Source organism: Bradyrhizobium sp. Ce-3 (assembly GCF_022835695.1).
Lineage (GTDB): Bacteria > Pseudomonadota > Alphaproteobacteria > Rhizobiales > Xanthobacteraceae > Bradyrhizobium.
Map to the genome: position 1 here is coordinate 43,543 of NZ_BQUV01000006.1, position 25,215 is coordinate 68,757.

Below are 25,215 nucleotides of genomic sequence, written 5' to 3' on the forward strand. Positions count from 1 at the left end.
ATGCGCATCGCACTCTTCATCCTGATGATGGTGATCGGAGCCTTGAGCTCCGGCACCGCGTTCGCCCAGTCCGAGACCGACCGCCTGCGCGACGCGTTGCGCAGCGCGACGGCGCAGACCCGCGCGCTGGAAGACCAGCGCACGGCATTGCAGGCAAAAGTCGCCGACGCCGATCGCGAAAAGGCGGCGGCCAAGAAGGAGGTCGACGACCTCAAGGCGCAGCTGAAGAAAGCCGACAAGGAACATCGCGACGCGGTCGACGAATTCAATCAACGGCTCGCCGAACGCGATGAGACGCTGGAGAAGTGGAAGTCGGCCTACGAGGAGGCGGCCACCGTTGCCCGCAGCAAGGACGCCGAGCGCGCCAAGTTCGAAGGTGAGGCCACCGCCTACAAGGCCAGCACCAAGAGCTGCCTCGCCAAGAACACCCTGCTGGTCAAGGCCGGCAAGGAGATGGTGCAGCGCTACAAGGATCTGACCATCGGCGAGATCGTGGTCTCGCGCGAGCCGATGATTCAGCAGCGCCGGGTCGAGATCCAGAACCAGCTGCAGGAAAGCCAGGACAAGTTCCTCGATCAGAAGGTGAATCCATGACGACCGCCCATATCGCAAAACCGCTTCGGTCGATCGGCCTCGCCGCCGGAATGACCGCTGCCTTGACCGGTGCCTTGGCGGCTTTCGCGGCGCCGCGCGATGCATCGGCGCAGGCCCAGACACAGGCACCCGCGCCCCGGACGGTGCAGGCTCCGGTGAGGAAGCCGCAGCCGCAGCCCGCGACACAGGCGCAAGCCGCCGCCACACCCGCGCCGGCTCCGGTCGCAGCCGCGCCGAAGCCGGCCACCGCGCCCGAGAACGTCATCGCGCGGGTCGGCGACACCAATATCTCGGCCGACGATCTCCGCAGCTATGTCGCAGCACTCGCCCCGCGCGAGCAGGCCGCGCTCGCCAAGGATCCGGCCATGCTCAGCCAGGCGGTTCGGCTGCTGCTCGCCAACCGCCTCGTGCTGCAGGAGGCGGCGGCGAAGAAGTGGGACCAGCAACCCGCCGTCGCCGCGCAGCTCGAGCGGACCCGCGAAAGCGCGGTGGTCGAGCTCTATCTGCAATCGGTCTCGACGCCGCCGGCGAACTTCCCGAGCGAGGACGATCTGCAGAAGGTCTACGAGGCCAATCGCGCCGCGTTCCTGATGCCGCGGCAATTCCAGCTGGCGCAGATCTTCGTCGCCGCGCCGAAGGAGGGCGACAAGGCCGCCGAGGACAAGGCGAAGCAGGAACTCGACGATGTGCAGCGCAAGCTGAAGGCGCCGGGAGCCGATTTCGCGGCGATCGCGCGCGGTGACAACAACGCCGCCAAGGACGCCGGCGACCTCGGTTGGGTTGCGGAGACCCAGATTCGTCCGGAGATCCGCAGCCAGGTGATGGGGCTCGCCAAGAACAGCGTCTCCGAGCCGATCAAGCTCGATGACGGATGGCACATCATCAAGCTGATCGACACCAAGGCGTCCTACACCCGCACCCTGCCGGAAGTGCGCGACCAGCTGGTGCTGCAGATCCGCTCGGAGCGGTCGAACATGATGCGGCGGGCCTACCTCGCCGAGCTGCTGAAGCAGCATCCGCCCGTTCTCAACGAACTTGCACTGTCGAGCCTGCTCGACGCGTCGAAGAAGTAATCCGGAGACCAGGATGTCCGAGATCATCACCAAGCTCACGCTCGAAGCCTTGCGCGACAGCTTCCAGACTGTCGGCTACCGCGTCGAAACGCTGACCGATCCGGTCGCCAACACGAGTTACCTGCGTTCGGCGACGGCTGGGCTGGGCTTCGAGATCCGGCCGGGCAATCAGCTGGTCGGCGAGGAACAGGGCTTTGTCGACGCGACGCTGGTCACCACGCTGCAGGTGCAGGGCGAGCTGCCGCTCGACCTCGTCAATCGCTGGAACGCGACCCGGCGGTTCGGGCGGCTGCAGCTCAGCCATCCATTCCTGGTGTTCTGCCTCGACCTCTCCGTTGCCGGCGGCGTGGCGCCGAACTTCGTGCGGGCGCAGATCGAGGTCTGGGACCGGCTGGTTCAGGAGCTGATCGCCTATCTGCGCGAGGAGCTGCCGAAGCTTGCCGCCCGCAATGGCGCTGCGGCCGCTGCGCCGCAGCCCGGTGCGACCACCCAGCAGCCGGCGCATGACCACACCGCGGAAGCGGGAGCCGCTCCCACCATCCAGTAAGTCGCGCCGGCGCGCGGCGATCAGGGCCACGAGCGATCAATGAACGACGGTGTCTCGACGATGACGGCGAGCTGCTTCGGCCGATGGCGGAAGCAGCGCGATCCTGCGCGTCGCTGGAACCGCCGCATTGCAGCTGGTTGCCTGGGGCTCGCACTGTGTCTTGCGCTGTGTCTTGCGCAGCGCGCTCACGCGGAGGAAGCGACGCCGGCGTCGTCATTCAGCACGCGCTTTGCGGCCTTCGACCAGGCCGAGCCTGCTGCCGATGCCACGGCAAAGCCGCCGGCTGAGGCGGCGGCGCAGCCGGTCGTACCGGCCAAGGATGCGGTCAGGGACACGGCAAAGGACACAGGTGGCAGAAATCTCCCGCCGTCGTCCACGAGCCAGGCCCCGGTGTCGGACGCGCGCATGCGCTACCGCGCGCTGATCGAGAAGGAGGCGGCCGGGACTGGATTGGCACCCGAGATCGCCGAGGCCGTGATGGGCGTGGAAAGCGGCTACAATCCCGACGTGATCGGCGGCGTCGGCGAAATCGGACTGATGCAGCTGTTGCCGTCGACCGCGCGCATGCTCGGCTTTTCCGGCTCCCTCGCCGAGCTGGCCATACCCGAAAACAACATTCACCTCGGTGTCATGTATCTTGCGCAGGCGTGGCGCCGGGCCGGCGGCGACCTCTGCACCGCAGTCATGAAGTACCGCGCCGGTCACGGCGAGACCCGCTTTTCTTATCTATCGGTGAATTATTGCGTGGCGGTGCGCTCCCGTTTGTTTGCCCGCGGCTTCCGCGTGACGGGAACCGTGCCGGTCGCGACCTTCGGCGAACCCGGGCGCAGCGGCGGTGCTGGCGGCGGCGGATGTGGCCGCAAATGCCTCGGCGGCGGCGGATGGATCGGGCGCGTCGATCTCATTGCGCTCAACACGCGGCTGAACGCACTTGTGATCCAGGCAAGGGGAGGCAAATAGCAACGCGACGCCGCCGTCATTGATGTCGTCGCCTTGATATCCTCCTTTGGCTTCCTATCGTTTGAAACAGTCCTGGTTCTGCAGGGAGCAGCACCGATGAAAGCATTGATGTTGGCGATCGCCGTTGCCGCATTGTCGGCGATGCCGGCGCCGGCCCAGACGCAGCAGCGCACGCCGCTGCCGGAAATCGTCGTCGGTGCGCCGCCGCCGTCGGTCAATCTCAACCGCGACACGCCTGGCGGCGCCGGCCGGGCTGCGGCAAGAGGTAGCGGCGGCGCGCCCGAGCGTTGCGGTGATGCGGCGTCGCTTGGCTGCATCAACGAGCGGCTGAAGAAGCAGGTCGATCAGGTCAATCCGCCGGTGACCAACACGCCGCCGATCGATGCGAAATCGCAGGACCTCAAGGTGGGCGTGGTCAACATCCCGGCGGTGCAGCAGCAATATGGCCGCAACTTCGGGGTCTCGGCGTTTCCCTATCGGCCGGCCGCGCCGGTTTACACGTCGCCGGTCGGACATCGGTGACGATCGTGGATGTCGATTGATGCTCGATCATCGAGGTGTGACTCGTCACATTTCCGATGGTGGCATATGGGACAATGAAGGCAGCAACCGCTTGCTGATTCTCAACCGCTTGCTGACTTCATGCGCAAATCCGATGTGACGTGCCCAAAATGCCAAGCCGGCTATCGCCGGATCGAACTGACGTCGAAGGGCGGCGCGGCGGGTGAGTTTCGCTGCCTGGTTTGCGGTGAAATCCTCGAGCGGATGGACGGTTCGACCGACGTCGCCTTCCGGCTGACGGTACAGCCCAACACGAATTCCTACGCGTTCTAGAGCGATTTCGGCGAAGTGGATACCGGTTCGCGTCAGCCATGATCAACGCTGCTGTGGCAGTTTGACCTCGCTTCTTCGCGCCTCCTGGCTGCGATGTTCGGCTTCGCCGCCCAATCGCGACAGCATGACCAGGGCTACGATCGCGGCGGCAAAGCCGGCGGCGGCGCCGACCCCGAGCGCCCAGCGCGGGCCGAGGTGATCGGCGACCCAGCCGACGATCGGAGCGCCGATCGGCGTGCCGCCAAGCGCCACGCCGAGCCGCAGCGCCATCACGCGGCCGCGCATCGCGGGCTCGGTCGAGAGCTGCATCAGCGCATTCGAGGTGTTGGTGACGGTCAGTGCGGCGACGCCGATCACGACCAGCGCGGCGGCGAACAGCCAGTAGCTCGGCGCCAGAGCGGCGAGCGTGCAGCCGAGCCCGAAGATCGCCGATCCCAGCATCAGGGACGAGAAGCGCGGCTGCTCGCGGCTCGCGGCCAGCAGCGCGCCCGACATCGTGCCGAGCGCCATCATCGACGACAACAGGCCGAAGCCGCGCGCATCGGTGTGGAACACGCCGACCGCCATGGTGGAAATGAAGATCGGAAAGTTCAGCCCGAAGGTCCCGATCAGGAACAGCATGATCAGCGTCGCCCGGAGATCGGGGCGCGACCAGACATAGTGAAAGCCCTGCATCACGCTGCCCTTGGTGGGATGGGCGCGTGCGTTCGGACGCAGCTCCGAGGTGCGCAGCAGGGTCAGCGAGGTCAGCACCGCCAGGAACGATGCGCCGTTGAATAGGAACGCCCAGCCGGTGCCGACCGAGGCGATGATGAGGCCGGCAACGGCGGGGCCGATCATCCGCGCGGCATTGAACGTGGTCGAGTTCAGCGCGATCGCGTTCGACAAGTTGGTGTCGCTGACCAGCTCGGCCACGAAGGTCTGCCGCACTGGCGCATCGAGCGCCGCGGCGCAGCCGAACAGGAATGCGAAGGTGTAGACGTGCCAGAGCTGCACCAGCCCGGTGACGGTGAGAATCCCGAGCGCCAGCGCCAGCGCGCCCATCGTCGCCTGGGTCGCCATCAGGAGCCTGCGCTGGTTGAAATGATCGGCGGCAAACCCGGTCCACGGCATCAATAGTAGCTGCGGTCCGAATTGCAGCGCCATCACGATGCCGACGGCGGACGCGCTATGCTGCGTGAGCTGGGTGAGAACCAGCCAGTCCTGGGCGGCGCGCTGCATCCAGGTGCCGATGTTGGACACCAGCGCGCCGGCCGCCCAGACCCGGTAGTTGAAGCTGGCGAGTGATCGAAAGACGCGTCTCATGTTCTCTGCGGGTCATTGCCGCCGTGAAACCGTCCGAACCGCCGCGCCAGGAACAGGCCGATCACGAGGCCGCCGAGCCCAAGCGCTGCGACGTCGCTGGTGATCCTCAAGCCGAACTCGCCGACGCGGCAGACCAGGAGATATCCGACCGCGAGGTTGAAGAAGCCCCACACGATATTGACGGTCGATGACGACAGGCCCTCACCCGGCGGCTTCGCGAACGGGCTCTGGAACGGCTCGCCCATCATGCCGGCGACGACGTGGGGGATCGCATTGGTGAGGAAGGCACCGCCGAAGAAATAGGCGACGAGGTCAAGCCAGTTCATGTGCGTTGGTCCTTTCCAGCAGATCGATGATCGCCTGCGTCGAGCCGGTTTCGCCGAGCCGCGGGAACACATGCTCGATGCTGTAGGCATGCGCGTGCGGCCGCGCATCGGTCATGGCGTCGGTCGCGAGCGTGACGTTGAAGCCGGCCTCATAGGCCTGCCGCGCCGTGGATTCGACGCCGGTGCCGGTCGCAACGCCGGCGATCACGACATGGGTGACGCCGCGGGCGCGCAGTTGCTTCTCGAGGTCGGTGCTGGCGAACGCGCCCCATGTCCGCTTGGTGACGACGATGTCGCTCGCTTGCCGTGCGAGCTCGGGGATCAGGTCGGTCCAGCCGTCGGGAAATGCCGCGTCGAGGCGTGGCCGCTCGGTTCGTCCGGGTGCCGTGCCATCGACATTGACCAGCGCGATCGGCAGCCGGCGCTCTCGAAACGCTGTCATTAGGGCGCCGGTGCGCGCCACGACGTCGGCGAACGGATGGATGAAGGGCGCACCGACGAGGCCCGCCTGCAGATCGACCACAATGAGGGCGGTGACCGGATCGAGTGTGGTGAGGGCCATGATCGTTTCCTTAGCGTGACGGCGATCGATGCGGCGCGGCCGGCATCAATCTTCGACCAGCCGCTTCAGTAGCCTGACCGCGGCGCCGAGTTCATCCTGTTCCTTCGCCGACAACCGCGCGGCGATGGTGCGCGACAACCAGTCCTGCCGCGCGGCGCGGCCGGTGCGCAGCCGCTCGCGGCAAACGTCGGTGAGCGACATGATGGTCTGCCGGCCGTCGTCCGGATCGGGCGCGCCGCGGACCAGGCCTGCGGCCTCGAGCGCCGCGATCGCCGAGCTCATCGATTGCGGACGCATTCCCTCCGACCGCGCCAGGCTGGACACGGTGGCGGGGCCGTCCTTTTCGAGGCGAAGCAGCACCGCGACCTGGGAAGGCGGCAGATCCTCGCGCTGGCCCTGTTCGCGAAGCCGGCGCTTCAGCGTTCCAATCAGAAGGCGAAGGTCTTCGGCGAGCGCGGATGTGCGCGCTGAGCCGGTACGGGCCGCTGCATTGCTCATGACGTGGAGAATGGCATATATGAAGATAAACTGTAAAGATTGTCTTCGCAGTCTAGCTTCATATTCCCGTGATCGCCGGCGTCATCGCAGAGCTTTGCCGGACGACGCGAATCTGAACCGCGCCTGAATCCGGTTCTTGAGTGCATCACGTTAGGTTTTGTTGTCTTCTTGCGCGCGATTGCGGATGAGTGCGCTTGCGCTCACGACGTGGCGTCTCGTCCCCGCGGTGGCTCGCGGAGTTCTTTCCATGAAGCTTTGGATTCGTTTCACGGCGATCGGCGTGTCGATCGTCTTCACTTGTCTCGCGCAGCCGGCCGCGGCCCGGACGTGCGAGGCGCCGCCGGCGCTGACGTCGGTCGATCCGCCCGGCTTCTACCAGGATGCCGGCGGCTACTCGGAGGCGATCAAGCCGTTGCATGCGTTCATTGCGCAGGTCAACAAGGCCGCCGATGAACGCGACCAGGATTGCGTGCTGGACCTGCTCGCAAGCTGGGCGAGGGGAAATGCCCTGCTCACAATGGGTGCGAATTACCAGGGCGATTTCGAGCGTTCCTGGGCCGGGACCGATTTCGCGATGGTGCTGCTGCGTTTCCCTGCTGCGTCGATGAAGGCGGATCCTCGTTTCCAGCAGATCAAGCCGTGGCTGATCCGGATGGCCGAGGAGACGCGCGATGCCGATCGCATCAACCACCTCGGCAACAATCTGGTCTATTGGGCCGGGCTCGACCTGATGTCGATCGGCACGCTGACGGATCGGGCTGATCTGGTCGAGGCGGGGCTTTCCCGGGCGCGACAAGGCATCAGGGATATCGGGCCTCACGGCGAACTGGATCGCGAGTTGAAGCGTGGCGAGCGCGCGTTACACTACCACAATTTCGCGCTCACCCCGCTGGTGTTCTGCGCCGAACTCGCAAGCCGCCGGAAGATCGACCTCTATGCCGAGAACAATGGCGCGATCCATCGGCTCGCCGCCGTGATCATTCGCGCGGTCAAGGACGAACGCAGCTTCGGCGCGCTCACCCAGGTGCCGCAGCAGCTGTTCCCCTGGACCTTCCAGGGCGACCTTGCCTGGATGGAGCCGTATTACGCCCGGTTTCACAGTCCGGACCTGCCGCCGATTCTGCGCGCGCGGCGGCCTCTGAACAACCCGCGGCTCGGCGGCAACGTGACGGCAAGCTGGGGCGCGCCCCTGCCGGGCTAAGCGTCGGCCAGAGATACGCGGCGCCGATGAGGTGCGATTACTCGCTCTCGGCGGCCGCCGGAGCTTCGTACATATCCCGGGCGCGCCGGGTCACGGCCGCATAGCGCGCCGTCGCGCTGAGGCTCATCAGGCCGGCGCGCACCAGCCCGAGGATGGCGCGTCGGGAGTGGAACGGCCCGGTCTTGCTCGCGGCATATCCGCGCGGATAGAGCTGCAGGCGGCCGGCGAGCGCTTCCTGCAACGCCAGCTTCTGGGTGGCGCTCAGGCGTCGGCGTCGCGCGGGCTTTTCTGCCTCCGCCAACATGCGCAGGTCGATGCGCGACGCGTTCCGTGGCGCGGCCTTCATAGTCAGCTCACATTCCGGTCGACTGGCGCGGCCTTCGGCGAAGCCCGGCGCACGGCCGGCATCGTCATGGACGCCGGCATGTGGCACAACGTGGCTTGCGCTGTTGCTCATCCGCTGAGACAACCGCATTTCGGGCGGCGGCGGCAGCTGACGAAAGTCAGGATCGGTTGTGACGAAAGTCATATTCGTTTGCCGCCGCTTCGGGCTTACGCCAGAGTGGGCTGCTCGCTGAGTTGATGGGCAACGCATGATCGATCTGAGCGCGGATTTGCTTGCGGCCGCAGAAGCCGATGTCATCGGTCTCGCCGTCATCGGCGCCGACCGGAGCATGCAGCGGAAGACCGGTCGGCTGGTCGAATGGCTTCCCGCGATCGGCATCGACTGTTGCGAGTGCATGCTGCTGGTCGGCATGGAAGCCGAACTGGCGGCGCTTGCGGCAGGCCAGCGGGACATGATCGCGCTGGCCGGCGTGCGTGGTGCGTCGCCCGACATCACGCAGCCGATGACGGCGGTCGTGCGGTGGAATGCCTCGCTGTTGCACTACTTCGTGATCGCGATGCCGGACTTTGCCGGCCGTCAGGTCGAAACGCTGCTCGGCAGCGAGCGCCGGGCCCGCCGCCTGATGGAGCAGCAGCTCGAGGCGGCGAGCGCGGAGGTGCGGTTTGCCTCGCTGGCGCGGACGCGGCTGCGGCTGGCGCGCGATCTGCACGATACGCTGGTGCATTCGATCGTGGCGCTGCTGACCCAGATCCGGCTGATCAGGCATTATCTGACGGCCGATCCCGCACGCGTGGCGGACAGCCTTGCAACGGCCGAGGATGCCGCCGCGAGCGGGCTGTCGCGGGCCCGCGAAGCCATCGATCGCCTTCGCACGCCGGACGATTTCAAGCTCGATCCCGATGTCGAGGGATTGCTCAGCGACTTCGCCGCACGCAGCGGCGTCAGGGTGTCGATGCAGATCGACGAGGAGGCGAGGCCCGGCCTGCGCGACTGCGGCCTGACGATCCAGCGCATTCTCAGCGAGGCGCTGCGCAATGTTCAGACCCATGCGCAGGCGCGCCGCGTGTCCTTTCATGCCTACGACGAGCCGGCGGCGGTCGGCCGCAAGCTCATTGTCGAGATCCGCGACGACGGCCGCGGCTTCGATCTCGCGGTCCCGACACCCGGACATTTCGGATTGCTTGGAATGGCCGAATTTGCTGAACTTGTCGGCGGAAGCTGCGCGGTGGAGAGCGCGCCCGGACAGGGTACGCTGGTCCGGATATCGCTCCCCGTGGCGGTGCCGCCGGCTACGTCTGCCGGCGTGCTGGCGGACTGATGTGGTCGCCGCCTTGTTCAGGACCTTCGAGAGGATGACGTGAGCAGAATTGAGAAGGTGCGGGTGCTGATCGCCGAGGATCAGACCCTGATCAGGGAAGGTATCGCCACACTGCTTGCCCAGCAGAACGACGATTTCGAGATCCTTCCCGGCGCCGCCGACGGCGAGCAGGCCATCGAGTTCGCGCGGCGCTATCGGCCGGACGTGATCCTGATGGATCTGCAGATGCCGCGTGTCGACGGCATCGCGGCGACCCAGCGGATTCTCCGCGAGCTGCCGCAGACCCATATCGTGGTGCTGACGACATTCGAGACCAACGACCTGATCTTCGAGGCGGTCAGCGCCGGCGCCAAGGCGTATCTGCTGAAGGACGCCAGGATGGAGGAGATCGCCTCGACCATCCGCGCCGTGATCAACGGCCAGTCCGGGCTGTCGCCGAGCGTCGCCGCGCGCATCCTCGATGAGTTCAAGCGGCTGCGCGGTCCGCGCGTCTCGGCGAAGCTGCCGGTTCGCGACGGGCTGACGGCGCGGGAGAACGAAATTCTCACGCTGATCGTCGAGGGCAAGAGCAATACAGAGATCGGTGAACGGCTGCATTTGGCCGAGGGAACCGTGAAGAACTATGTCAGCACGATCCTGGAGAAATGCCAGGTCAAGAACCGTACAGAACTCGCAATAAAGGCAATAACTTACTAGGAATAATTGTCCTTGTCCGTACAACCAGGCGGCTGATCTGGCTGAGATTGCTCGCCTTTCTCTGGGCCACGCCCGCAAAATTAGCTATAGGGTTGTTTCGGATTTGCTTTTTGACACCGCAGGTCCGGATTGCGCGGCTTTGAGTAAGCAGGAAATGACCATGAAGGGTATCGAGCGCCAGACCAAGGATACGGATGGACTGGCAAATGCGGCAGCCGGCAACGGCGCGGACGCCGCGGCGCATGGCATGGCGGCGATCGATCAGGTCCGCGACCTGCTGTTCGGCGGCGCGCAACGCTCGCTCGAGACCAACCTGTCGGGCCTGCGCGAGGAGATGCAGGCCTCGCTCAAGCAGATGCAGGCCGACTTCACTAACGAGCTCACCGCGCTTTCCGCGCGGCTCTCCGATCTGGAGCGGGACACCGAGCAGAAGCGCCTCGACTCGCTGAAGGATGTTGGCGCGGCCATCAGCCAGCTCGGCTCCGTGATCAGCGGATTGGGATCCGGCCGCACGGGCAAATAGCATGGCAGCTGCTGCCGGCCAGAATCGCGAGATCGAGCAGCTCAAGACATTGCTGTTTCAGCCCGAGGCGACGCGCCTGACGTCGCTGGAGGCCGACCTCGACTCGCTGCAGCGCTATGTCGGCAATTCAGATCGCCTGGAGACCGCCACCGCCGGCATTCTGGTCGAGGCGCTGGAGCGTGCCGAGGTCAACCGGCCGCGTGAGCTCGCCAGTGCGATTGCACCGGTCGTGGTCTCCGCGATCCGCAGCGAGATCAAGAATTCGCGCGAGGCGATGATCGAGGCGCTCTATCCGATCGTCGGCCGGCTGGTCAGCGCCGCGGTGGCGAATTCCTTCAGGGAACTGGTGGCCTCGCTCGAGCAGCGCATCAATGCGCTGACCTCGGCGCAATTGTGGGTCGGGCGGGTCAAGTCGCTGGTGACGGGACGTCCGATCAGCGAGTTCGTGCTCGCCGATCGCCCGCCGCAGATCAACCGGCTGCTGATCATCGAACGCGGCAATGGCCGCCTGATCGCCGACTGGAAACGCGAGGCGACCGCCGACGAGCGCGCCGACCTGCTCAGCGCCATGGTCGCGGCGATCCTCGAATTCTCGGTGCAGGCGCTGGCCGGCGAAGGCAATCTGCAGACGCTCGATTTCGGCGGCCGGCAGCTCGCGCTGCGCGCCTCGCCCCGCTTCATCCTGGCGGCAGAATGTCTGGGCCCGCTGCGTCCCGCCGACAATGCCAGGATCAACTCGCTGTTCTTCGATGCGATCGAGCGCATCGACCGCGGCGCGGATTGCGATGGTCCGATGCTGGCGTCGCTCGCCGCCGCGATCGAGACCGAGGACGCGCCGCGAAGGATCGCGAGCAGGCGCGGCAAGGTGATCCTGTTCGCCGTGCTCGCGGCGCTGCTCGCGCTGTTGCTTTACTTTGCCGCGACCTCGGTGACGCGCGGCCTGTTGGAGCGGCGGACCCATGCGGCGCTGGAGCAGCTCGCGGCCAGGCAGCCTTTGCTGGCCACGTTCCCGCTGCGGCTCGACTTCGATCACGGCGGCCGCAGCGTCGCCGTCTCGGGCCTCGAGCCGAGCCAGCTGGAGACCGCGCCGTTGCTCGATGCGCTCGCTGCGGCGGCGACGCCCTACAAGGTGGTCAACCGCATCGGCCTCGTGTCGACGCCGGAGCAGGCCGCGGCCTCGCAAGCCGGCATCGCAAGCCTGCAGCAGGGCATGGCGAGGTTGCAGGCGAGCCTCGACCAGATGCGCGAGGCGATCGGCGCGCAGGCGAAGTCGGGCGACCAGAAATATGCCGGTCTCGCCGAACAATATGACAAGCTCGGCGAGCAGTCCGCGAAACTGGGCGAGCAAGTCGGCAAGCTGCAATCCGTCGTCGACGGACCGGCGGCGCGGCTCGACCGCTTCATCACCACGACCGCGATCTTCTTCGTCAACAATGCCGACGAATTCCTCGACAATGACCAGGCCGAGCAGCAGCTCCGCGAGCTCGCCGGATTGATGGCCAACAACGATCTCAGGCTGCGCATCGTCGGCTATGCCGACCAGAGCGGCACCGAAGGCACCAACAAGACGCTGGGACGCAAGCGGGCGGAGCAGGTGCAGCGCAGGCTGACCGCGCTCGGGGTCGACCCGTCACGGCTGATTTTGGTGTCGCGCGCCGCGACGATGCCGATCACCGACCGGCTCGACGCCACCGTCGGCGGCAACCGCCGCGTCGCCTTCGAGACGGTCTACCGAGGCGAAGTGGCCCGCTGATGCTCACCGCAAAAGTCATGCTGCTCGGCGATATGGGGGTCGGCAAAACGTCGATCCTCTATCGGTTGATCTACAACCGCTTCGAGGGCCAGTACAAGTCGACGCTTGGCGTCGAGATCCTCAGCCATGACGTGGCGCCGGCGGACGGGGGCGATCCGATGCGCCTCGTGCTGTGGGACACCGACGGCGATTTCGGCACGCAGATCTTCGACACCGTCTATGTCACCGGCGCCTCCGCGGCCATCATCGTGTCCGACGTCACGCGACCGCAGACCGTGACCCGCATGGTCGAATTGGTCCGCGGCTTCGAGGAGCGATTCCCCGGCCGGCCCTACCGGGCATTGTTGAACAAGATCGACCTGCCGGAGGCCGCGGGCAGCGCCGGCGCGATCGCCGGGCTCGCCAAGTCGAGCGTCAAATCGGTCAGCGCCAAGACCGGCGCCGGCATCGCGGAAAGCTTTGCCGAGCTCGCACAGACGATCCGTCGCCGGCAGCTCTAGCTCTCGACGCTGAACGCGCGCTGGTGTCAGCCGTCCCGACTTCTCGGGGCTGGCGAATCGGGCCGGGACGGCTGACTTCATCGCACGTGGGGCGTACGATGAAACGCGCGCGACGTGCGGTGCACGACCGCACGATTCTCCCCTCACTGCACCACGCTGCCCCTCACTCCGATAGTGACGATGGTCATCTTCCACTCGGCCAATGGCCTGCCTATCGTCCGCACTGTCACCGGAACCAGCCACGAGACCAACGCTGTCTCGGGCGCACGGAGTGAGAGACATGAGCATTTTTGGAAGTATCATGGGTGCCATCTTCGGCCATGGCGCCCAGGCCAAGACAGCTGAGACTTCGGCGACTGCTGCGCCCGGATCGGCACCGGGATCAACGTCGACATCATCGTCAGGTCCTGCCACGCCCGCCGCGCAAACCGTCGATGTCGCGGCGATCGTCGACAAGGCGGCGGCTGCCACCGGCGAGAGGCTCGACTGGCGCTCGTCGATCGTCGACCTGATGAAGGCGCTCGGCCTCGACAGCAGCCTTGCCGCGCGCAAGGAACTCGCCAAGGAGCTGCACTACACCGGCGATACCAACAACACCGCCACCATGAACGTCTGGCTGCATCAGCAGGTGATGGCGAAGCTCGCCGCCAATGGCGGCAAGCTGCCGGCCGATATCAAGACCTGACGAGCCGCCTTCAGCCGTGCGGGACGCTTGCCCGCACGGCTCCGAACGATGCGTATTGCGTGAGGAGCAGTTGCGATGACCTCATCCCGTCTTGCCATCCGGAACTGGCCGCGGACCGGCGTTGTCGGCGCTTCGATCGGCGCGGGAGTAGGCCTCGCTGCAATGGCGCTGGGCATCACCATCGCCATCGCCCGCGCGGACAATGCCGGCGATGAGCCGCATTCGGCGAATGCAACCGTGAATGTGCAGCGCGCCGCGCAGATCCCGCCACCGGCGCGGGTCATCCTGCCGGCGCCGTGGGAGCAGGCGGCGCCTGCGCAACCGGTCGCGGCACCCGCGAAGCCGGCACACCGCCAATAATCGTTCGCACCCTTGCAGCGGCCGGCGCTCCCCTCGCCGGGCCGTTCGCGATGTTCTCAAGTCGCGTGCGTGGTGATCTCTCGCCGAATTCTGCGCACAGCCCCAGCTCTGGAGCCTAGCCATGCCAGGACAGGTCAAGCTGCCTCGAAAATTGTCGCAGGAGCCCGGGGCTCCGTCGACACTGCGCCCGAGCCACCGGCGGATCATCGAGGACCTCGACCGCTGGGCCAACAGCCCCGGTCTGCGGCCGCCGAGTGACGAAGAAAGGCGCGATGGAGAAAGGCAGCACGACGGCAAGGGCTAGGGGGAGGGAGGCTCCGCAAATGCGGCTATCGCCGGATACGCAGAGACGGCTGCTCAGCCCAAGCCTCTCCCGGTAAGAACGGGGCGAGGGAGCGCAGCTCTTCGTGACCGTCTCCGATCAGTTGAACGGCACGCGCGCCCTGGCCGAGAAGGTCCAGATCCGGGCGGTGCCGCCGAGCCCCCCATACTCCGCCCCGAGGCCGAGCATCGTGCCGCCGGCCATCCTGGCGTTCAGCCCGCCGGTGACGCGGGCCGACCAGCCCTCCAGCACCAGCGTCGGGTTGACCGGGATGCCGTTCACCGCCAGCGCCGCCGCGTCGTCCTTGCTGAAGTAGTAGTCGCCATAGAGGCCGAGATAGGGCGCGAACGCCACGCCGTCGGTCGATGCCAGCGGATAGCTCAGCTTGGCGCCAGCAGATGCGCGGCCGGTGACGAAGTCACGCGCCGTCTGCAGCGTGCCGAGCGTGTCGACATAGGCGTTCTCGTGTTCCCACAGCGTGTAGAGCCGCGCGGATGGCTCGATCAGGACGCCGCTCATCTTGTAGCTGCCGGTCAGCCCGGTCGCGAACATCCAGCGGTCGCCGTTGAAATTGCCCTGCGCCGTTCCGGCCACGCCATTGTAGCCGATCTCCGAGAAGGTCACGGCGGCGTCGTAGCGCAGCGTCGGCGAGATCATCCAGCCGAGATAGGTGCCCGCGGTCCAGCCGTCGCCGGTGAGCTTTCCGCTGATGTCCTGGGCGGTGTAGTTGAACGTCTCGTAGCCGGCGACGGCGCCGATCAGGAGGTTCGGCGCTGCCCTGTAGGTCAGTCCCATCAGCGCGTTGAGCTGGTTGCCGTAGATCGACGAGCCTGACGTACCGACGCCCGGCGCGGTCGGGGACGACCAGCGGTCGATGCCGCTGCCTCTGATATCGATCCAGAACAGCCAGTCGCGGGCTTCGCGCGTGGCTTTGGACTTCGCCTTGGCCGGCATCTGCTGATCGATTGCCGCGAACGCATTGTCGATCCGCGAATTGCCGCCGGTGCGTCCGGCCGCGCCGGAATTGCGATCCGGCGCGTACGCTCCGCGATTTCGCGTATCGGCCTCCGCCACGCCGCTGTCCGGATCGGCGGCGAAGTTGAAGCGCATGCCGGAGCCGCTCGGCGTCATGAAGCTGCCGCCCTCGTCAAAGCCTTCCGAGATCGCGCCGTCGATTGCGCCCGAGATCGCCTGGCCTGAATTCTGCGCCACCAGTTTGGTGATGTCGATCTGCAGCGCGCGCAGCTTCACGCTGTCAGCCGGAACGCCCACGCTCTGCGCCAGCACGGGCGAGGTGCTGGCGTTGAACGATGCGTTGCCGGCATAGCTCGCCGTGATGCTGTGACTGCCGATCCCAAGCGTCGCGATCGAGAAGGTCGCGGTGCCCGAAGCCAGCGTCGCGGTGCCGATCGGCGAACCGTTGTCGCTGAAGGTCACCGTGCCGGTCGGCGTGCCGCTTGAGGCGGTGACCCTCGCCGTGAAGGTCACCGGCTGGCCGAAGCTGCTCGGGTTCTGCGACGAGGTCAGCGCGATCTGGGTCGCCGCTTCCGCAAAGCTGAAGCGGTCCGCCGCCGATGCTGCCGAGGTGCCGACCGCCGTCGTCACGGTGATGTCCACCGTGCCGCTGCCGGCGGGCGAGATCGCGGTGATCGAGGTCGCCGAATTGACCGTGAAGCTCGCCGCGCTGGTTGCGCCGAACTTCACCGCGGTGGCGCCCGTGAGGTTGGTGCCGGTGACCGCGACCGAGGTGCCGCCCGCAGCTGGTCCCGAACCGGGCGAGACCGACGTCACCGTCGGTGGGCTCGCATAGGTGAATTGGTCGGCCGCCGACGCTGCCGACGTGCCGACCGCGGTTGTGACGGTGACGTCGACCGTCCCGGTGCCGGCAGGCGAGGTCACCGTGATCGAGGTCGCCGAGTTGACGGTGAAGCCGGTCGCGCTGGTGGCACCGAACTTCACCGCGGTGGCGCCGGTGAAGCCGGTGCCGGTAATGGTGACCGTAGTGCCGCCTGTGGTCGGCCCCGTGGCGGGCGAAATCGACGTCACCGTCGGCGCGGACGCCACATAGGTGAATCGATCCACCGGCGATGTGGATGATGTCCCGGACGGGCTGGTGACGGTGACGTCCACCGTGCCGGTTCCGGCCGGTGCGACGGCGGTGATCTGCTCGCTCGAATTGATGACGAAGCTTGTTGCATTGGTGGCGCCGAAGCGCACGGCGGTCGCGGTGCTGAAGCCGCCGCCCGCGATGACGACGGTGGTGCCGCCCGCCGCGGGCCCCGTCGTCGGGGAGATCGAGACCACCGCCGGTGGCGAGCTAGCCACCGCGGCGTGGCTGAACAGCGTGGCTACGACCACGGCGAGGGCGCATCCGGCGCGTTGCGCGATCGCCATCGGCCGCAGTCTGGTGCGGGGGTCGGATGCAGGACGCGAGGCGGCGAAGCGGAGACGCATCCGCATGAAATTTGCGATCGGCAACAAGGTAACCCCCGTCGCGCCGGCCCGCTGCGGAATCGGCGCACATTCAAAAAATACGGGTTCGTTGTAATACGCGGCTCGCGCGGCACGCCGCGGAATCTCTGCGCGCATCGGCTTTTGTAACGCGGCGTTGCTGCGCCGCTACGTCATTGCACGATTTGAGAAGCCGTTAGCGCGCGGTATGGCCGCGCGCGACCGATCATTCCCATTCAGCGCACGCAGGATGGGTAATTGATAACGCACCCGCTCGCATGTCGCATCGGCTTCAGTCGCCACGCGCTGCGAGACAGCGGCGGCTACGGCCGCAGCGCCGTCGCGATCAGCGCAGTCGAGGGAATCGTGAAGGTGTCACCTATCCGCCCCCGTTCGATCTCGCTCCGGAACGCGCGCGCCACTGCGGCGCTCTGCTCGGCATCGAGACCGCTCCAATGCGGCATGAACTCGAACAGCCGGTCGACCTCGGTGGGGTTGGCGACGTTGAGCTTGAAGTCGTGGGTGACCTCGACGACGACAGGATCGGCGAAGCCGGCGGCGACGACCGCGACTGCGAGGCGGCCGGGATCGGCGAGTTCGGCGAGGCCCGTGCAGGGCATCGGCGTGACATTGTCGGGATAGAGCCGCCGGATGATCTGTGCGAGCAGCAGATGCACGGCGGCACCATCGGCGCTTTTCCAGACCGCGATCGCCGCCGAGCCGCCGGACCGTGTCACCCGCGCCATCTCGCGCAGCCCGGCGCGCCAGTCCGGAAACAGCATCACGCCGAACACCGACACCGCCGCATCGAAGGCGGCATCCGGCAAATCGAGCGCCTGGCCGTCCATCTGGCGCGCCTCGATATTCGCTACTTCATGCGCGCGGACCCGCGCCACCATGCCGGCGGAGAAGTCGATCGCGGTGACGTCGGCACCCCTGCGCGCGACGGCAAGCGCCGCGGCCCCGGTCCCGGTGGCGACGTCGAGCACCTTCGACGATGGGCCGATCGGGAGCATCGCGACCGCGGCCTCGGCGAAGTGCGTCGTGAACGGTTGCGACTGCGCCTCGTAGGTCGCGACCATCTTGTCCCAATGCGCGGGATCGTTGAACGGAAGCGGGTTCGCCTGCTCACTTGACGGCATGAATCTGGTCCTCGAGGCTCTGTTTGTGCTTGGCGAGCCGGCGCCTGAAATCCTTCGCGAGCGCGTCGAGCGTCACCGCGCCGAGCCGCTTCATGAAGAGCGCCTCGACCTCGCGAAACGCGCCTGACAGCGCGTCGTTGACTGCCTGTTCGACCAGGCAGCCGGGGTTTTCCGAGCGATGGCCCATCGCGACGATGGTGGGCGCGCCGACCGCGCGATAGATGTCGGCAAGCGTGATGTCGGTCGGATCGCGTGCCAGCGTCCAGCCGCCGCCATGACCCTTCTCGGAACGGACCAGGCCTTGTTCGCGCAGGCCCGCCATCACGCGGCGGACGACCACAGGATTGGTGGCCATCGCCTGCGCAAGTTGCTCCGACGTGACCGGCTCGCCCGCTCCGATCATGTGAAGCAGGCCGTGCAGGACACCGGATAAGCGGCTATCACGTATCATGTAACTTCATATGTTACATGATTGGCTGTGCGTCAAGAGGGCATTATTTGCGTGCCGGATTTGGCGTCGTCGCGCGTTTAATCCCCATCGGGGTCTTTGGCGGGGGCGGTATCGTGGGCAGTGCGGCAGTTGATCGGATGTTGCTGGATGCGGTGGCGCATTATGGTGCGGGCCGCGCGATGGAGGCCGGCACGCTGTGCGGCGACATCCTCACCGCCGAGCCCGACCATGTTCCGGCGCTGCATCTGTCCGCCGTCATCGCCTTCGTGACCGATCGCGCCGCGGAAGGCGCGGTGCTGCTGAACCGGGTGTTCAGCCTCGATCCGCACCATGGGCCGGCGTTCGCCACGCTCGGGGATGCGCTGGCCGTGAAGGGCGAGCATGAAGGCGCGGTGGCGGCGTTCCAGCGCGGCGTGACGCTGCGGCCGAAGGATGCCGGCCTGCACATCAAGCTCGGCGTCGCGTTGTGCGACCTGTCGCGGTTCGACGAGGCCGAGACCGCGTTTCGCCGCGCGATCGCGCTCGATGGCGGCCTGACGCGGGCGCGGTTCAACCTTGCCGTTGCCATGGCCGGACAGCAGCGGCCGGCCGAGGCGGAGCAGGCCTATCGCGAGGTGATCGCGCGCGATCCGGCCTATCGCGGCGTCTGGCTCAACCTTGGCAATGTGTTGAGCGATCAGAAGCGGCACGAAGCCGCCGCCACGGCCTATCGCCGCGGGCTTGCCGCCGATCCCGACAATCCCGGACTGCATGCGGGCCTCGGCGCCGCGCTCTATCGCCAAGGCTTGCTCGAGGACGCAATCCTGCAGTATCGCCGCGCGATCGCGCTCGACCCTGGCAACATCGCGCCGCAGCGCCTGCTCGCCATGGTGCTGCATGAGGCGGGCGATCGCGAGGAGGCCGTCCGCATCTATCGGCAGGTCTCGGCCCGCGATCCGTCCGACCACGTCATCCTCAACAATCTCGGCGCCGCCCTGTTCGAACTCGGGCAGGTCGACGATGCCATCGCCTGTGCCGAGCTCGCCCTGGTGCTGAAGCCGGACTATGCCGCCGCGCACACCAATCTCGGGATCATCTTCGAGGCGCAGAACCTGGTCGAGGCGGCGGTCGCCGCGCATCGGCGTGCCATCGAGCTCGAACCCAATTACGCCAAGGGCCACGCCAATCTTGCGGTCGCGTTGCGCAATGCCGGCGAGATCGATGCCGCGCTGGTGGCCTCGCGCCGGGCCATCGCGCTCGATCCCGAGCAGCCGCTCGCGCATTACAACCACGCGCATTTCCTCCTGATGAACGGCGAGTTCGAAGAGGGCTTTGAAGAATATCAGTGGCGCCGCAAGACCAAGATGCTCAGCGATGGCGATCCCGTGTTCGACGAGCCGGAATGGCAGGGCGAGCCGCTGGCGGGACGCACGCTGCTGCTGTTCGCCGAATACGGGCTCGGCGATGCCATCAATTTCGTCCGCTACGTGCCGATGCTGGCGGGCAGCGGCGGCCGGATCATTCTGCAGGTGCAGCCGGCACTGGTTTCGCTGCTGCGGCCGATGCTGCCCGGCGTCGCGGTGTTTGCCCGCGGCGAGCCGCTGCCGCCGTTCGACCTGCAACTGCCGCTGCTCAGCCTGCCGCGGATCTTCCGCACCACCGTCGAGACCATTCCCGCCGCGGTGTCCTATCTGCAGGCGGATGCCGTCAAGCTCGCGCGCTGGCGCGAGGCGCTCGGTGGCGTGTCCGCGCTGAAGGTCGGCGTGGTCTGGTCCGGCAATCCCAGGCACAAGGGCGACCGCCAGCGTTCGTTGCCGGCGGACGCCGTGCTGCCGCGGCTGGTCACTTCAGGCGTGCAGCTCTACAGCCTGCAGAAAGAGCCGCGGCCGGACGATGCTCCGGTGCTGCGGGGCCTTGGTGCCGATATCGTCGACCTCGCGCCGACGCTCGGCGATTTCGCCGACACCGCGGCGGCGGTCTGCGCGCTCGATCTCGTCATCGCCGTCGACACCGCGGTGGCGCATCTCGCCGGCGCGCTCGGCCGTCCGGTCTGGATGCTGTGTCCCTATGCGCTCGACTGGCGCTGGCTGCGCGATCGTGCCGACACGCTTTGGTATCCGACCATGCGGCTGTTCCGCCAGGACAGGCCGCAGGCCTGGGAAGCCGTGCTGGCGCGGATGTCGGACGAGCTTGCACGGCTCGCGCGAGGGGAGCGGGAGTTGCTGCTGCCGGCGTCTTTTGCGCACTGACCCGGTATCATCCCACGCTCATTCCCTGCGCGCCGCCGAGCAGCTTCACGTTGAGCCGGCCGCCGTCGAACAGCATCTCGTTGAGCGCGCCGTCGATGTCCTCGGCGGTGACATCCTGGCCGCCTCCGCGGGCGATACTGGCCTGCGCGATGCGGCGCATCAGCTCCTTGATGAAGGCGGCGCTGACGCCTGCGGTGCGTTGCACCGCTGCATCGATGACCGGCGGCTCGAGCGGCAGGCCACGGCCATAGAGCCGGATCAGCTTGCCGCGGCCGCTCTCGTCGGGCAGCGGCACCTCGATCGCCTGGTCGATGCGGCCGGGCCGGCCGGCCAGCGCGCCTTCCAGCTCCTCGGGCCGGTTGGTGGTCAGCACGAACAGGATATCGCAATCCTCCTTCAGGCCGTCCATTTCGTTGAGCAGCTTGTTGAGCAGCGATTCCTCACACGGTCCGCCCATGTCCTCGCGGTCGCGTGCGATCAGGTCGACGTCCTCGATCACGACCATCGCCGGCTGTAGCAGCCGCGCCAGGCTCATATATGCGCCGAGCAGGCCGACCTGCTCGGCGGTGATGATCAGCGTGGTGTGGTTTGGCAGGTTGGTGGCGAGGTAGCGAATGGTGTGGGTCTTGCCGGTGCCGGGCGGGCCGTAGAGCAGGATGCCCTTGCGGGTCGACTGGCCGAGCTTGCGCAGCAGATCGCGGCTTTCGACGAAGTCGAGCACGTTGCGGTCGAGCAGCCGCAGCGTCCGTTCCGGCAGGATCACGTCATCACGGGCAACCGTCGGCAGCCGATGCACGGTCACGCCGCGGGCGCGCCCGCGATAGTCCGCGGCATCTTCCAGCGACAGGATCTTGCCGCGATAGGACCGTGCCGCATGCACGGCCGCTTCCAGCTCGGCAAACGTCCGCTGCACCAGGCTGTTTCCGGCGGCGCCTGCGGGCACCGCGAGTTCGATCCGCAAGCCCGGCTCGCCCTGATAGTCGCGATGGTAGCTGAGCAGCACCGCGTAGCGCAGCTCTTCGGTTTGGCACAGCCACAATCCATTGGTCAGGCATTTCACCGACTCGGGCTCGCCCACGTCGATATCGTAATATTGCGGCGGCGCGATCGCCGGCGCATTGCGGCTGTTTTCCATCAGCGCGGCTATCGTGAGGGTCTCATAGCGGTGTTGCTCATGAAGGCCGAAGAAATGGATCGGCGCGTCGAACAATCTGTCGATCGCGATCTGGACGTCTGCACGCATGTGACCAGGAAACTGCCGCGACCGGGTCATGATCTGGTTGCGCGGCGTCCCGGCAAAATGCCAATCGAGCGCCATGAAGGCATATCTGAACTCTTCACTCGGCAGATTTTCCGAGCTCGCCCGCGCGGCGATCAAGCAGTTGCCGCACAGGCAGACCGTCCTGCGGATGAGAAAGACGTCGGTCACGGGTTCCAGCGCGCCACAGAGGTCGCACGGCCGCGCCGCTTCGGCGGCTGCCGGCGTGATCAGCAATGGATGGCCATTGCCATCGATCAGTTGCTGGGCGGACTCAAGCAGCGCCTTGGCCACCGTCGCGGGATAGGGGCCGCAGGCGAAACCGTTCTGAGCCTCGATCCGCGCGGTGATGGCAATCGCTTCTTTCCGGGATTTGCCGAATACCGTGCGTAACAGGTTCCGCATGAATTCCAACGGCGTCCTGTCGTCATCATGAATGAAGAGCTTGACCGGGCCGTTCTCGGCAAAAACGTCGTGCATGATCACCTCGGAACGCAATTGGAACCAAAAGAACAAAATAAGAACAACATGGCCGCCGATCTGCGTCAAGCGAAAGATTCCGCCGCCTCATCCCTGACGTGTGGTGAGCCGCTCGGCCGGTCCAGTCGGGAATGCACTGCATGCGGTAAACGCGGCTCAACACCTGTGACGTTCGTGCTGCGGCAAATGCCAAGAGATGGTCGCCGCAGCGGCAAACTTCCGACACATCATCAAGGCGAAAAGGGGCGATCCGACATGGCGCGAGCGCGAGTGCAGAGTCCTCCCCGGGGATCTGCCGTCGCGCAATTATTTTAATAAGAGGCCCTCGTGTCGCACAAAATTCGCCTTGCGCTTCTCCTCATCATCACCCTGTTCGTCTCTCCTGCGCTGGCGCAGCCGGCCGCCAAGCCGGCGCCGCCGCAACCCGTGACCGGCGACGCGCTGACGCCGGAGCAGGCCAAGCGCGCACTCGACACGCTGCAGGACGACAAGAAGCGCGGCGAGATCATCAATACGCTGCGCGCGATCGCCAATGCTTCGCCGCAGGCGGCGCAGCCGGCGCCCGAGCAGCCGCAGTCGGCGATCCCGCTCAGCGCGGACAGCCTCGGCGCGCAGCTGCTGCTGATGGTATCGGAACAGGTCGGCGAGATGTCGCGCGAGGTCGCCGACGTCGCGCGCACGCTGACGCATTTCCCGGCGTTCTATTACTGGTTCGTGCGTACCGCCAACGATCCGGCCGCCTATGGCCTCCTGATCGACATCGCCTGGAAGCTGGCGCTGGTGTTCGGCTGCGCGCTATCAGCTGAATGGGTGGTGTTCCGCTTCATCAAGCGGCCGGTCGCATTCCTCGAAGCGCGGCTGCCGCAGACCGCGCGCGTGCCGGTGCAGACGCTCGCCAGCGCCGATCCGCCGTCGTCGGTTGCCGACGTCACGCCGGAGGCCGACCTGCATCGCCGCCGGCTCAGCCTGGCGCGGGCCTGGCAGTCGCTGGTCCGGCTGCCCTTCGTGCTCGGCCGCCTGCTGCTCGAATTGCTGCCGGTCGTCGTGTTCGGCGGCACAGCCACCGCGCTGCTCGGCACCGAGATCGGCGACCAGTCGACCACGCGGCTCGTGATCCTCGCCGTCGTCAACGCCTATGTGTTCTCGCGCGTGCTGATCTGCGCGGTGCGGGCGCTGGCCGGCCCGTTCGGCCTGGTCCGCGTCCGGGCCGAGACTGCGGCCTATATCGAGATCTGGGCGCGGCGCATCGTCGCCGTCGGCGTGTCCGGCATCGCCTTTGCCAATGTCGCGCTGCTGCTCGGGCTGCATCGCGCGGGCTATGCCGCGCTGATCCGGCTGGTGATGCTGGTGGTGCACCTCTTCATCGTCGTCATCATCCTGCAGTGCCGCCGGCAGGTCGCCGACGTCATCCGCGCGCCGGCCGATCGCATCGGGTTCGCGGCGCGGGTCCGCAACCGCCTCGCCAGCCTTTGGCATGTGCTGGCGATCGCGCTCGACCTCGCGCTGTGGGCGGTGTGGGCGCTCAACATCCGCAACGGCTATTCGCTGCTGCTGCAATATTTCGTCGGCACCGTTGCGGTACTGCTGGTCACGCGGCTCGTCATCATGGTGGTGCTGAGCCTGATCGACCGCGGCTTCCGCATCAGCCCCGAGCTGATCGAGCGCTTCCCGGGGCTCGAGACCCGCGCCAACCGCTATCTGCCGCTGCTGCGCAAGGTGGTCACCGCGGTGATCGCCCTGATCGGCTTCGTCGCGCTGCTCGAGGTCTGGGGCGTCGATGCCATCGTCTGGTTCTATGGCGGCCAGATCGGCTCGCGCCTGATCTCGGCGCTGGTGACGATCGGCATTGCCGCGCTCGCCGCGGCGGTGATCTGGGAAGTTGCCAATGCGCTGATGGACCGGCAGATCGACACGCTCTCGCGCGACGGGCATTACGCCCGCGCCGCGCGGCTGCGCACCTTCCAACCGATGCTGCGCACTGCGCTGTTCTGCATGATCGTCGCGGTGGTCGGGCTCACCGCGCTGAGCGAGATCGGCGTCAACGTCGCGCCGCTGCTCGCCGGCGCCGGCATCGTCGGCATCGCGATCGGCTTCGGCTCGCAGAAGCTGGTGCAGGACCTGATCACCGGGCTGTTCCTCCTGATCGAGAACACGGTGCAGGTCGGCGACACCGTCACGGTGTCGGGCCTGTCGGGCGTGGTCGAGAACGTCTCGATCCGCACCATGCGGCTGCGCGCCGGCGACGGCTCGGTGCATGTCGTGCCGTTCAGCGCCGTGACCACGATCACCAACTCCAGCCGCGGTGCGGGCAACGCCGCGGTCAGCGTCAACGTGTCCTACAAGGAGGACACCGACCGCGCCGGCGAGGTGCTGAAGGACATCGTTGCAGGGATGCGCCAGGAGACGGCGTATCGCGCATTCATTCGAGGCGACCTCGAATTGTGGGGCGTCGACAAGGTCGACGGCTCGGTCGTGACCATCGTCGGCCAGATCCGCTGCACCGATAGCGGCCGCTGGTCGGTGCAGCGCGAATTCAACCGCCGCATGAAGCGCCGCTTCCAGGAGGAAGGCATCGAGATCGCTTCGATGGGCCAGACCATCCTGATGCAGCTTCCGCCGCCCTCGGAGCCTGATACCAGCGCGCTGCCGCGCCGCGCGGCGGGCTGATGAGGCAGGCTCCGCTTCCCTCTCCCCGCGTGCGGGGAGAGGTCGGAACGCATCGTGAGATGCGTTCCGGGTGAGGGGGAGCCTCCACGAGCACAGCTATCGTCGTTTGTGCGGAGGCAGCCCCTCACCCCAACC

25 protein-coding genes are annotated in these 25,215 nt (G+C 66.7%); 16 read left to right on the forward strand and 9 right to left on the reverse strand.

Features of this window, described 5'->3' with window-relative positions:
- The 6 genes from BRSPCE3_RS20965 (at position 1) to BRSPCE3_RS20990 (ending at position 4,008) form a co-directional block, all read left to right on the forward strand.
- Positions 1–594: a hypothetical protein gene (locus BRSPCE3_RS20965; RefSeq protein WP_244067995.1), complete on the forward strand. Its 594-nt coding sequence runs from the start codon at positions 1–3 to the stop codon at positions 592–594.
- The gene (locus BRSPCE3_RS20970) at positions 591–1,667 is read left to right on the forward strand and encodes a peptidylprolyl isomerase (RefSeq protein ID WP_244067996.1); all 1,077 of its coding nucleotides are present in this window, start codon (positions 591–593) and stop codon (positions 1,665–1,667) included. The genes BRSPCE3_RS20965 and BRSPCE3_RS20970 overlap by 4 nt, the downstream gene beginning before the upstream one ends.
- 13 nt (positions 1,668–1,680) lie before the next feature.
- Positions 1,681–2,214, forward strand: coding sequence for a YbjN domain-containing protein (locus BRSPCE3_RS20975; protein ID WP_244067997.1), 534 nt, complete (start codon positions 1,681–1,683; stop codon positions 2,212–2,214).
- 39 nt (positions 2,215–2,253) lie between these two features.
- On the forward strand, positions 2,254–3,174 hold the full coding sequence (locus tag BRSPCE3_RS20980) for a lytic transglycosylase domain-containing protein (RefSeq protein WP_244067998.1): 921 nt from the start codon (positions 2,254–2,256) through the stop codon (positions 3,172–3,174).
- A 96-nt stretch (positions 3,175–3,270) separates the two neighbouring features.
- Positions 3,271–3,696 (forward strand): hypothetical protein, encoded by a 426-nt coding sequence (locus tag BRSPCE3_RS20985; RefSeq protein ID WP_244067999.1) that lies wholly within the window; start codon positions 3,271–3,273, stop codon positions 3,694–3,696.
- 120 nt (positions 3,697–3,816) lie between these two features.
- Complete coding sequence (locus BRSPCE3_RS20990; protein ID WP_244068000.1) at positions 3,817–4,008, forward strand: hypothetical protein; 192 nt, start codon at positions 3,817–3,819, stop codon at positions 4,006–4,008.
- A 42-nt stretch (positions 4,009–4,050) separates the two neighbouring features.
- Here BRSPCE3_RS20990 and BRSPCE3_RS20995 read toward each other — a convergent pair whose 3' ends face one another.
- From BRSPCE3_RS20995 to BRSPCE3_RS21010, 4 genes are read right to left on the reverse strand one after another with little or no spacing between them, the layout of a single operon-like run.
- Positions 4,051–5,313 carry an MFS transporter gene (locus BRSPCE3_RS20995; protein WP_244068001.1) on the reverse strand — a complete coding sequence of 421 codons (1,263 nt, stop codon included), beginning with the start codon at positions 5,311–5,313 and terminating at the stop codon, positions 4,051–4,053.
- A complete protein-coding gene (locus tag BRSPCE3_RS21000) occupies positions 5,310–5,639 on the reverse strand; it encodes a hypothetical protein (RefSeq protein ID WP_244068002.1) in 330 nt (109 codons plus the stop codon). The genes BRSPCE3_RS20995 and BRSPCE3_RS21000 overlap by 4 nt, the downstream gene beginning before the upstream one ends.
- A complete protein-coding gene (locus BRSPCE3_RS21005) occupies positions 5,626–6,201 on the reverse strand; it encodes an isochorismatase family protein (protein WP_244068003.1) in 576 nt (191 codons plus the stop codon). Before BRSPCE3_RS21005 ends, BRSPCE3_RS21000 begins: the two co-directional genes overlap by 14 nt.
- Positions 6,202–6,246: 45 nt before the next feature.
- Entirely contained in the window at positions 6,247–6,699 is a 453-nt protein-coding gene (locus tag BRSPCE3_RS21010; RefSeq protein ID WP_244068004.1) for a MarR family winged helix-turn-helix transcriptional regulator, read from the reverse strand.
- A gap of 247 nt (positions 6,700–6,946) precedes the next feature.
- Between BRSPCE3_RS21010 and BRSPCE3_RS21015 the strand changes: the two genes are divergently transcribed.
- Positions 6,947–7,900, forward strand: a complete 954-nt coding sequence (locus tag BRSPCE3_RS21015; protein ID WP_244068005.1) for an alginate lyase family protein — start codon at positions 6,947–6,949, stop codon at positions 7,898–7,900.
- Positions 7,901–7,937: 37 nt separating this feature from the next.
- On the opposite strand, the gene BRSPCE3_RS21020 is transcribed toward BRSPCE3_RS21015, so the two are convergent.
- The gene (locus BRSPCE3_RS21020; protein WP_244068006.1) at positions 7,938–8,246 is read right to left on the reverse strand and encodes a hypothetical protein; all 309 of its coding nucleotides are present in this window, start codon (positions 8,244–8,246) and stop codon (positions 7,938–7,940) included.
- Between the two features lie 247 nt (positions 8,247–8,493).
- Between BRSPCE3_RS21020 and BRSPCE3_RS21025 the strand changes: the two genes are divergently transcribed.
- The 7 genes from BRSPCE3_RS21025 (at position 8,494) to BRSPCE3_RS21055 (ending at position 14,081) form a co-directional block, all read left to right on the forward strand.
- Complete coding sequence (locus tag BRSPCE3_RS21025; protein WP_244068007.1) at positions 8,494–9,564, forward strand: sensor histidine kinase; 1,071 nt, start codon at positions 8,494–8,496, stop codon at positions 9,562–9,564.
- Positions 9,565–9,603: 39 nt separating this feature from the next.
- Complete coding sequence (locus BRSPCE3_RS21030; RefSeq protein ID WP_212021280.1) at positions 9,604–10,260, forward strand: response regulator transcription factor; 657 nt, start codon at positions 9,604–9,606, stop codon at positions 10,258–10,260.
- Positions 10,261–10,420: 160 nt separating this feature from the next.
- A complete protein-coding gene (locus BRSPCE3_RS21035) occupies positions 10,421–10,783 on the forward strand; it encodes a hypothetical protein (RefSeq protein WP_244068008.1) in 363 nt (120 codons plus the stop codon).
- Between the two features lies 1 nt (position 10,784).
- Entirely contained in the window at positions 10,785–12,536 is a 1,752-nt protein-coding gene (locus BRSPCE3_RS21040; protein WP_244068009.1) for an OmpA family protein, read from the forward strand.
- Entirely contained in the window at positions 12,536–13,036 is a 501-nt protein-coding gene (locus BRSPCE3_RS21045; RefSeq protein ID WP_244068010.1) for a Rab family GTPase, read from the forward strand. The genes BRSPCE3_RS21040 and BRSPCE3_RS21045 overlap by 1 nt, the downstream gene beginning before the upstream one ends.
- Before the next feature lie 280 nt (positions 13,037–13,316).
- Positions 13,317–13,721, forward strand: coding sequence for a DUF3597 domain-containing protein (locus BRSPCE3_RS21050; protein WP_244068011.1), 405 nt, complete (start codon positions 13,317–13,319; stop codon positions 13,719–13,721).
- Positions 13,722–13,796: 75 nt separating this feature from the next.
- Positions 13,797–14,081: a hypothetical protein gene (locus tag BRSPCE3_RS21055; RefSeq protein WP_244068012.1), complete on the forward strand. Its 285-nt coding sequence runs from the start codon at positions 13,797–13,799 to the stop codon at positions 14,079–14,081.
- A gap of 421 nt (positions 14,082–14,502) precedes the next feature.
- Here BRSPCE3_RS21055 and BRSPCE3_RS21065 read toward each other — a convergent pair whose 3' ends face one another.
- The 3 genes from BRSPCE3_RS21065 to BRSPCE3_RS21075 form a co-directional block, all read right to left on the reverse strand.
- Positions 14,503–16,863, reverse strand: a complete 2,361-nt coding sequence (locus tag BRSPCE3_RS21065) for an IPT/TIG domain-containing protein (RefSeq protein ID WP_244068014.1) — start codon at positions 16,861–16,863, stop codon at positions 14,503–14,505.
- A 314-nt stretch (positions 16,864–17,177) separates the two neighbouring features.
- Complete coding sequence (locus BRSPCE3_RS21070) at positions 17,178–17,996, reverse strand: class I SAM-dependent methyltransferase (protein ID WP_244068015.1); 819 nt, start codon at positions 17,994–17,996, stop codon at positions 17,178–17,180.
- Positions 17,983–18,447: an Rrf2 family transcriptional regulator gene (locus BRSPCE3_RS21075; protein ID WP_244068016.1), complete on the reverse strand. Its 465-nt coding sequence runs from the start codon at positions 18,445–18,447 to the stop codon at positions 17,983–17,985. The genes BRSPCE3_RS21070 and BRSPCE3_RS21075 overlap by 14 nt, the downstream gene beginning before the upstream one ends.
- Positions 18,448–18,584: 137 nt before the next feature.
- Here BRSPCE3_RS21075 and BRSPCE3_RS21080 point away from each other — a divergent pair, with 137 nt between their 5' ends.
- Positions 18,585–20,675, forward strand: coding sequence for a tetratricopeptide repeat protein (locus tag BRSPCE3_RS21080; protein WP_244068017.1), 2,091 nt, complete (start codon positions 18,585–18,587; stop codon positions 20,673–20,675).
- 7 nt (positions 20,676–20,682) lie between these two features.
- Here the strand turns inward: BRSPCE3_RS21080 and BRSPCE3_RS21085 are convergent, their stop codons facing one another.
- Positions 20,683–22,413 (reverse strand): ATP-dependent Clp protease adaptor ClpS, encoded by a 1,731-nt coding sequence (locus BRSPCE3_RS21085; protein WP_244068018.1) that lies wholly within the window; start codon positions 22,411–22,413, stop codon positions 20,683–20,685.
- A gap of 327 nt (positions 22,414–22,740) precedes the next feature.
- On the opposite strand from BRSPCE3_RS21085, the gene BRSPCE3_RS21090 reads away from it, so the two are divergent.
- On the forward strand, positions 22,741–25,080 hold the full coding sequence (locus BRSPCE3_RS21090; protein ID WP_244068019.1) for a mechanosensitive ion channel domain-containing protein: 2,340 nt from the start codon (positions 22,741–22,743) through the stop codon (positions 25,078–25,080).
- Positions 25,081–25,215 lie beyond the last annotated feature (135 nt).

What these genes read in the sequence shown, in the direction of transcription:
- BRSPCE3_RS20965 (WP_244067995.1), top strand. Translation starts at nt 1, where the DNA reads ATGCGCATCGCACTCTTCATCCTGATGATGGTGATCGGAGCCTTGAGC.
- BRSPCE3_RS20970 (WP_244067996.1), top strand. Translation starts at nt 591, where the DNA reads ATGACGACCGCCCATATCGCAAAACCGCTTCGGTCGATCGGCCTCGCC.
- BRSPCE3_RS20975 (WP_244067997.1), top strand. Translation starts at nt 1,681, where the DNA reads ATGTCCGAGATCATCACCAAGCTCACGCTCGAAGCCTTGCGCGACAGC.
- BRSPCE3_RS20980 (WP_244067998.1), top strand. Translation starts at nt 2,254, where the DNA reads ATGAACGACGGTGTCTCGACGATGACGGCGAGCTGCTTCGGCCGATGG.
- BRSPCE3_RS20985 (WP_244067999.1), top strand. Translation starts at nt 3,271, where the DNA reads ATGAAAGCATTGATGTTGGCGATCGCCGTTGCCGCATTGTCGGCGATG.
- BRSPCE3_RS20990 (WP_244068000.1), top strand. Translation starts at nt 3,817, where the DNA reads ATGCGCAAATCCGATGTGACGTGCCCAAAATGCCAAGCCGGCTATCGC.
- BRSPCE3_RS20995 (WP_244068001.1), bottom strand. Translation starts at nt 5,313, where the DNA reads ATGAGACGCGTCTTTCGATCACTCGCCAGCTTCAACTACCGGGTCTGG.
- BRSPCE3_RS21000 (WP_244068002.1), bottom strand. Translation starts at nt 5,639, where the DNA reads ATGAACTGGCTTGACCTCGTCGCCTATTTCTTCGGCGGTGCCTTCCTC.
- BRSPCE3_RS21005 (WP_244068003.1), bottom strand. Translation starts at nt 6,201, where the DNA reads ATGGCCCTCACCACACTCGATCCGGTCACCGCCCTCATTGTGGTCGAT.
- BRSPCE3_RS21010 (WP_244068004.1), bottom strand. Translation starts at nt 6,699, where the DNA reads ATGAGCAATGCAGCGGCCCGTACCGGCTCAGCGCGCACATCCGCGCTC.
- BRSPCE3_RS21015 (WP_244068005.1), top strand. Translation starts at nt 6,947, where the DNA reads ATGAAGCTTTGGATTCGTTTCACGGCGATCGGCGTGTCGATCGTCTTC.
- BRSPCE3_RS21020 (WP_244068006.1), bottom strand. Translation starts at nt 8,246, where the DNA reads ATGAAGGCCGCGCCACGGAACGCGTCGCGCATCGACCTGCGCATGTTG.
- BRSPCE3_RS21025 (WP_244068007.1), top strand. Translation starts at nt 8,494, where the DNA reads ATGATCGATCTGAGCGCGGATTTGCTTGCGGCCGCAGAAGCCGATGTC.
- BRSPCE3_RS21035 (WP_244068008.1), top strand. Translation starts at nt 10,421, where the DNA reads ATGAAGGGTATCGAGCGCCAGACCAAGGATACGGATGGACTGGCAAAT.
- BRSPCE3_RS21040 (WP_244068009.1), top strand. Translation starts at nt 10,785, where the DNA reads ATGGCAGCTGCTGCCGGCCAGAATCGCGAGATCGAGCAGCTCAAGACA.
- BRSPCE3_RS21045 (WP_244068010.1), top strand. Translation starts at nt 12,536, where the DNA reads ATGCTCACCGCAAAAGTCATGCTGCTCGGCGATATGGGGGTCGGCAAA.
- BRSPCE3_RS21050 (WP_244068011.1), top strand. Translation starts at nt 13,317, where the DNA reads ATGAGCATTTTTGGAAGTATCATGGGTGCCATCTTCGGCCATGGCGCC.
- BRSPCE3_RS21055 (WP_244068012.1), top strand. Translation starts at nt 13,797, where the DNA reads ATGACCTCATCCCGTCTTGCCATCCGGAACTGGCCGCGGACCGGCGTT.
- BRSPCE3_RS21065 (WP_244068014.1), bottom strand. Translation starts at nt 16,863, where the DNA reads ATGCGGATGCGTCTCCGCTTCGCCGCCTCGCGTCCTGCATCCGACCCC.
- BRSPCE3_RS21070 (WP_244068015.1), bottom strand. Translation starts at nt 17,996, where the DNA reads ATGCCGTCAAGTGAGCAGGCGAACCCGCTTCCGTTCAACGATCCCGCG.
- BRSPCE3_RS21075 (WP_244068016.1), bottom strand. Translation starts at nt 18,447, where the DNA reads ATGATACGTGATAGCCGCTTATCCGGTGTCCTGCACGGCCTGCTTCAC.
- BRSPCE3_RS21080 (WP_244068017.1), top strand. Translation starts at nt 18,585, where the DNA reads ATGTTGCTGGATGCGGTGGCGCATTATGGTGCGGGCCGCGCGATGGAG.
- BRSPCE3_RS21085 (WP_244068018.1), bottom strand. Translation starts at nt 22,413, where the DNA reads ATGCACGACGTTTTTGCCGAGAACGGCCCGGTCAAGCTCTTCATTCAT.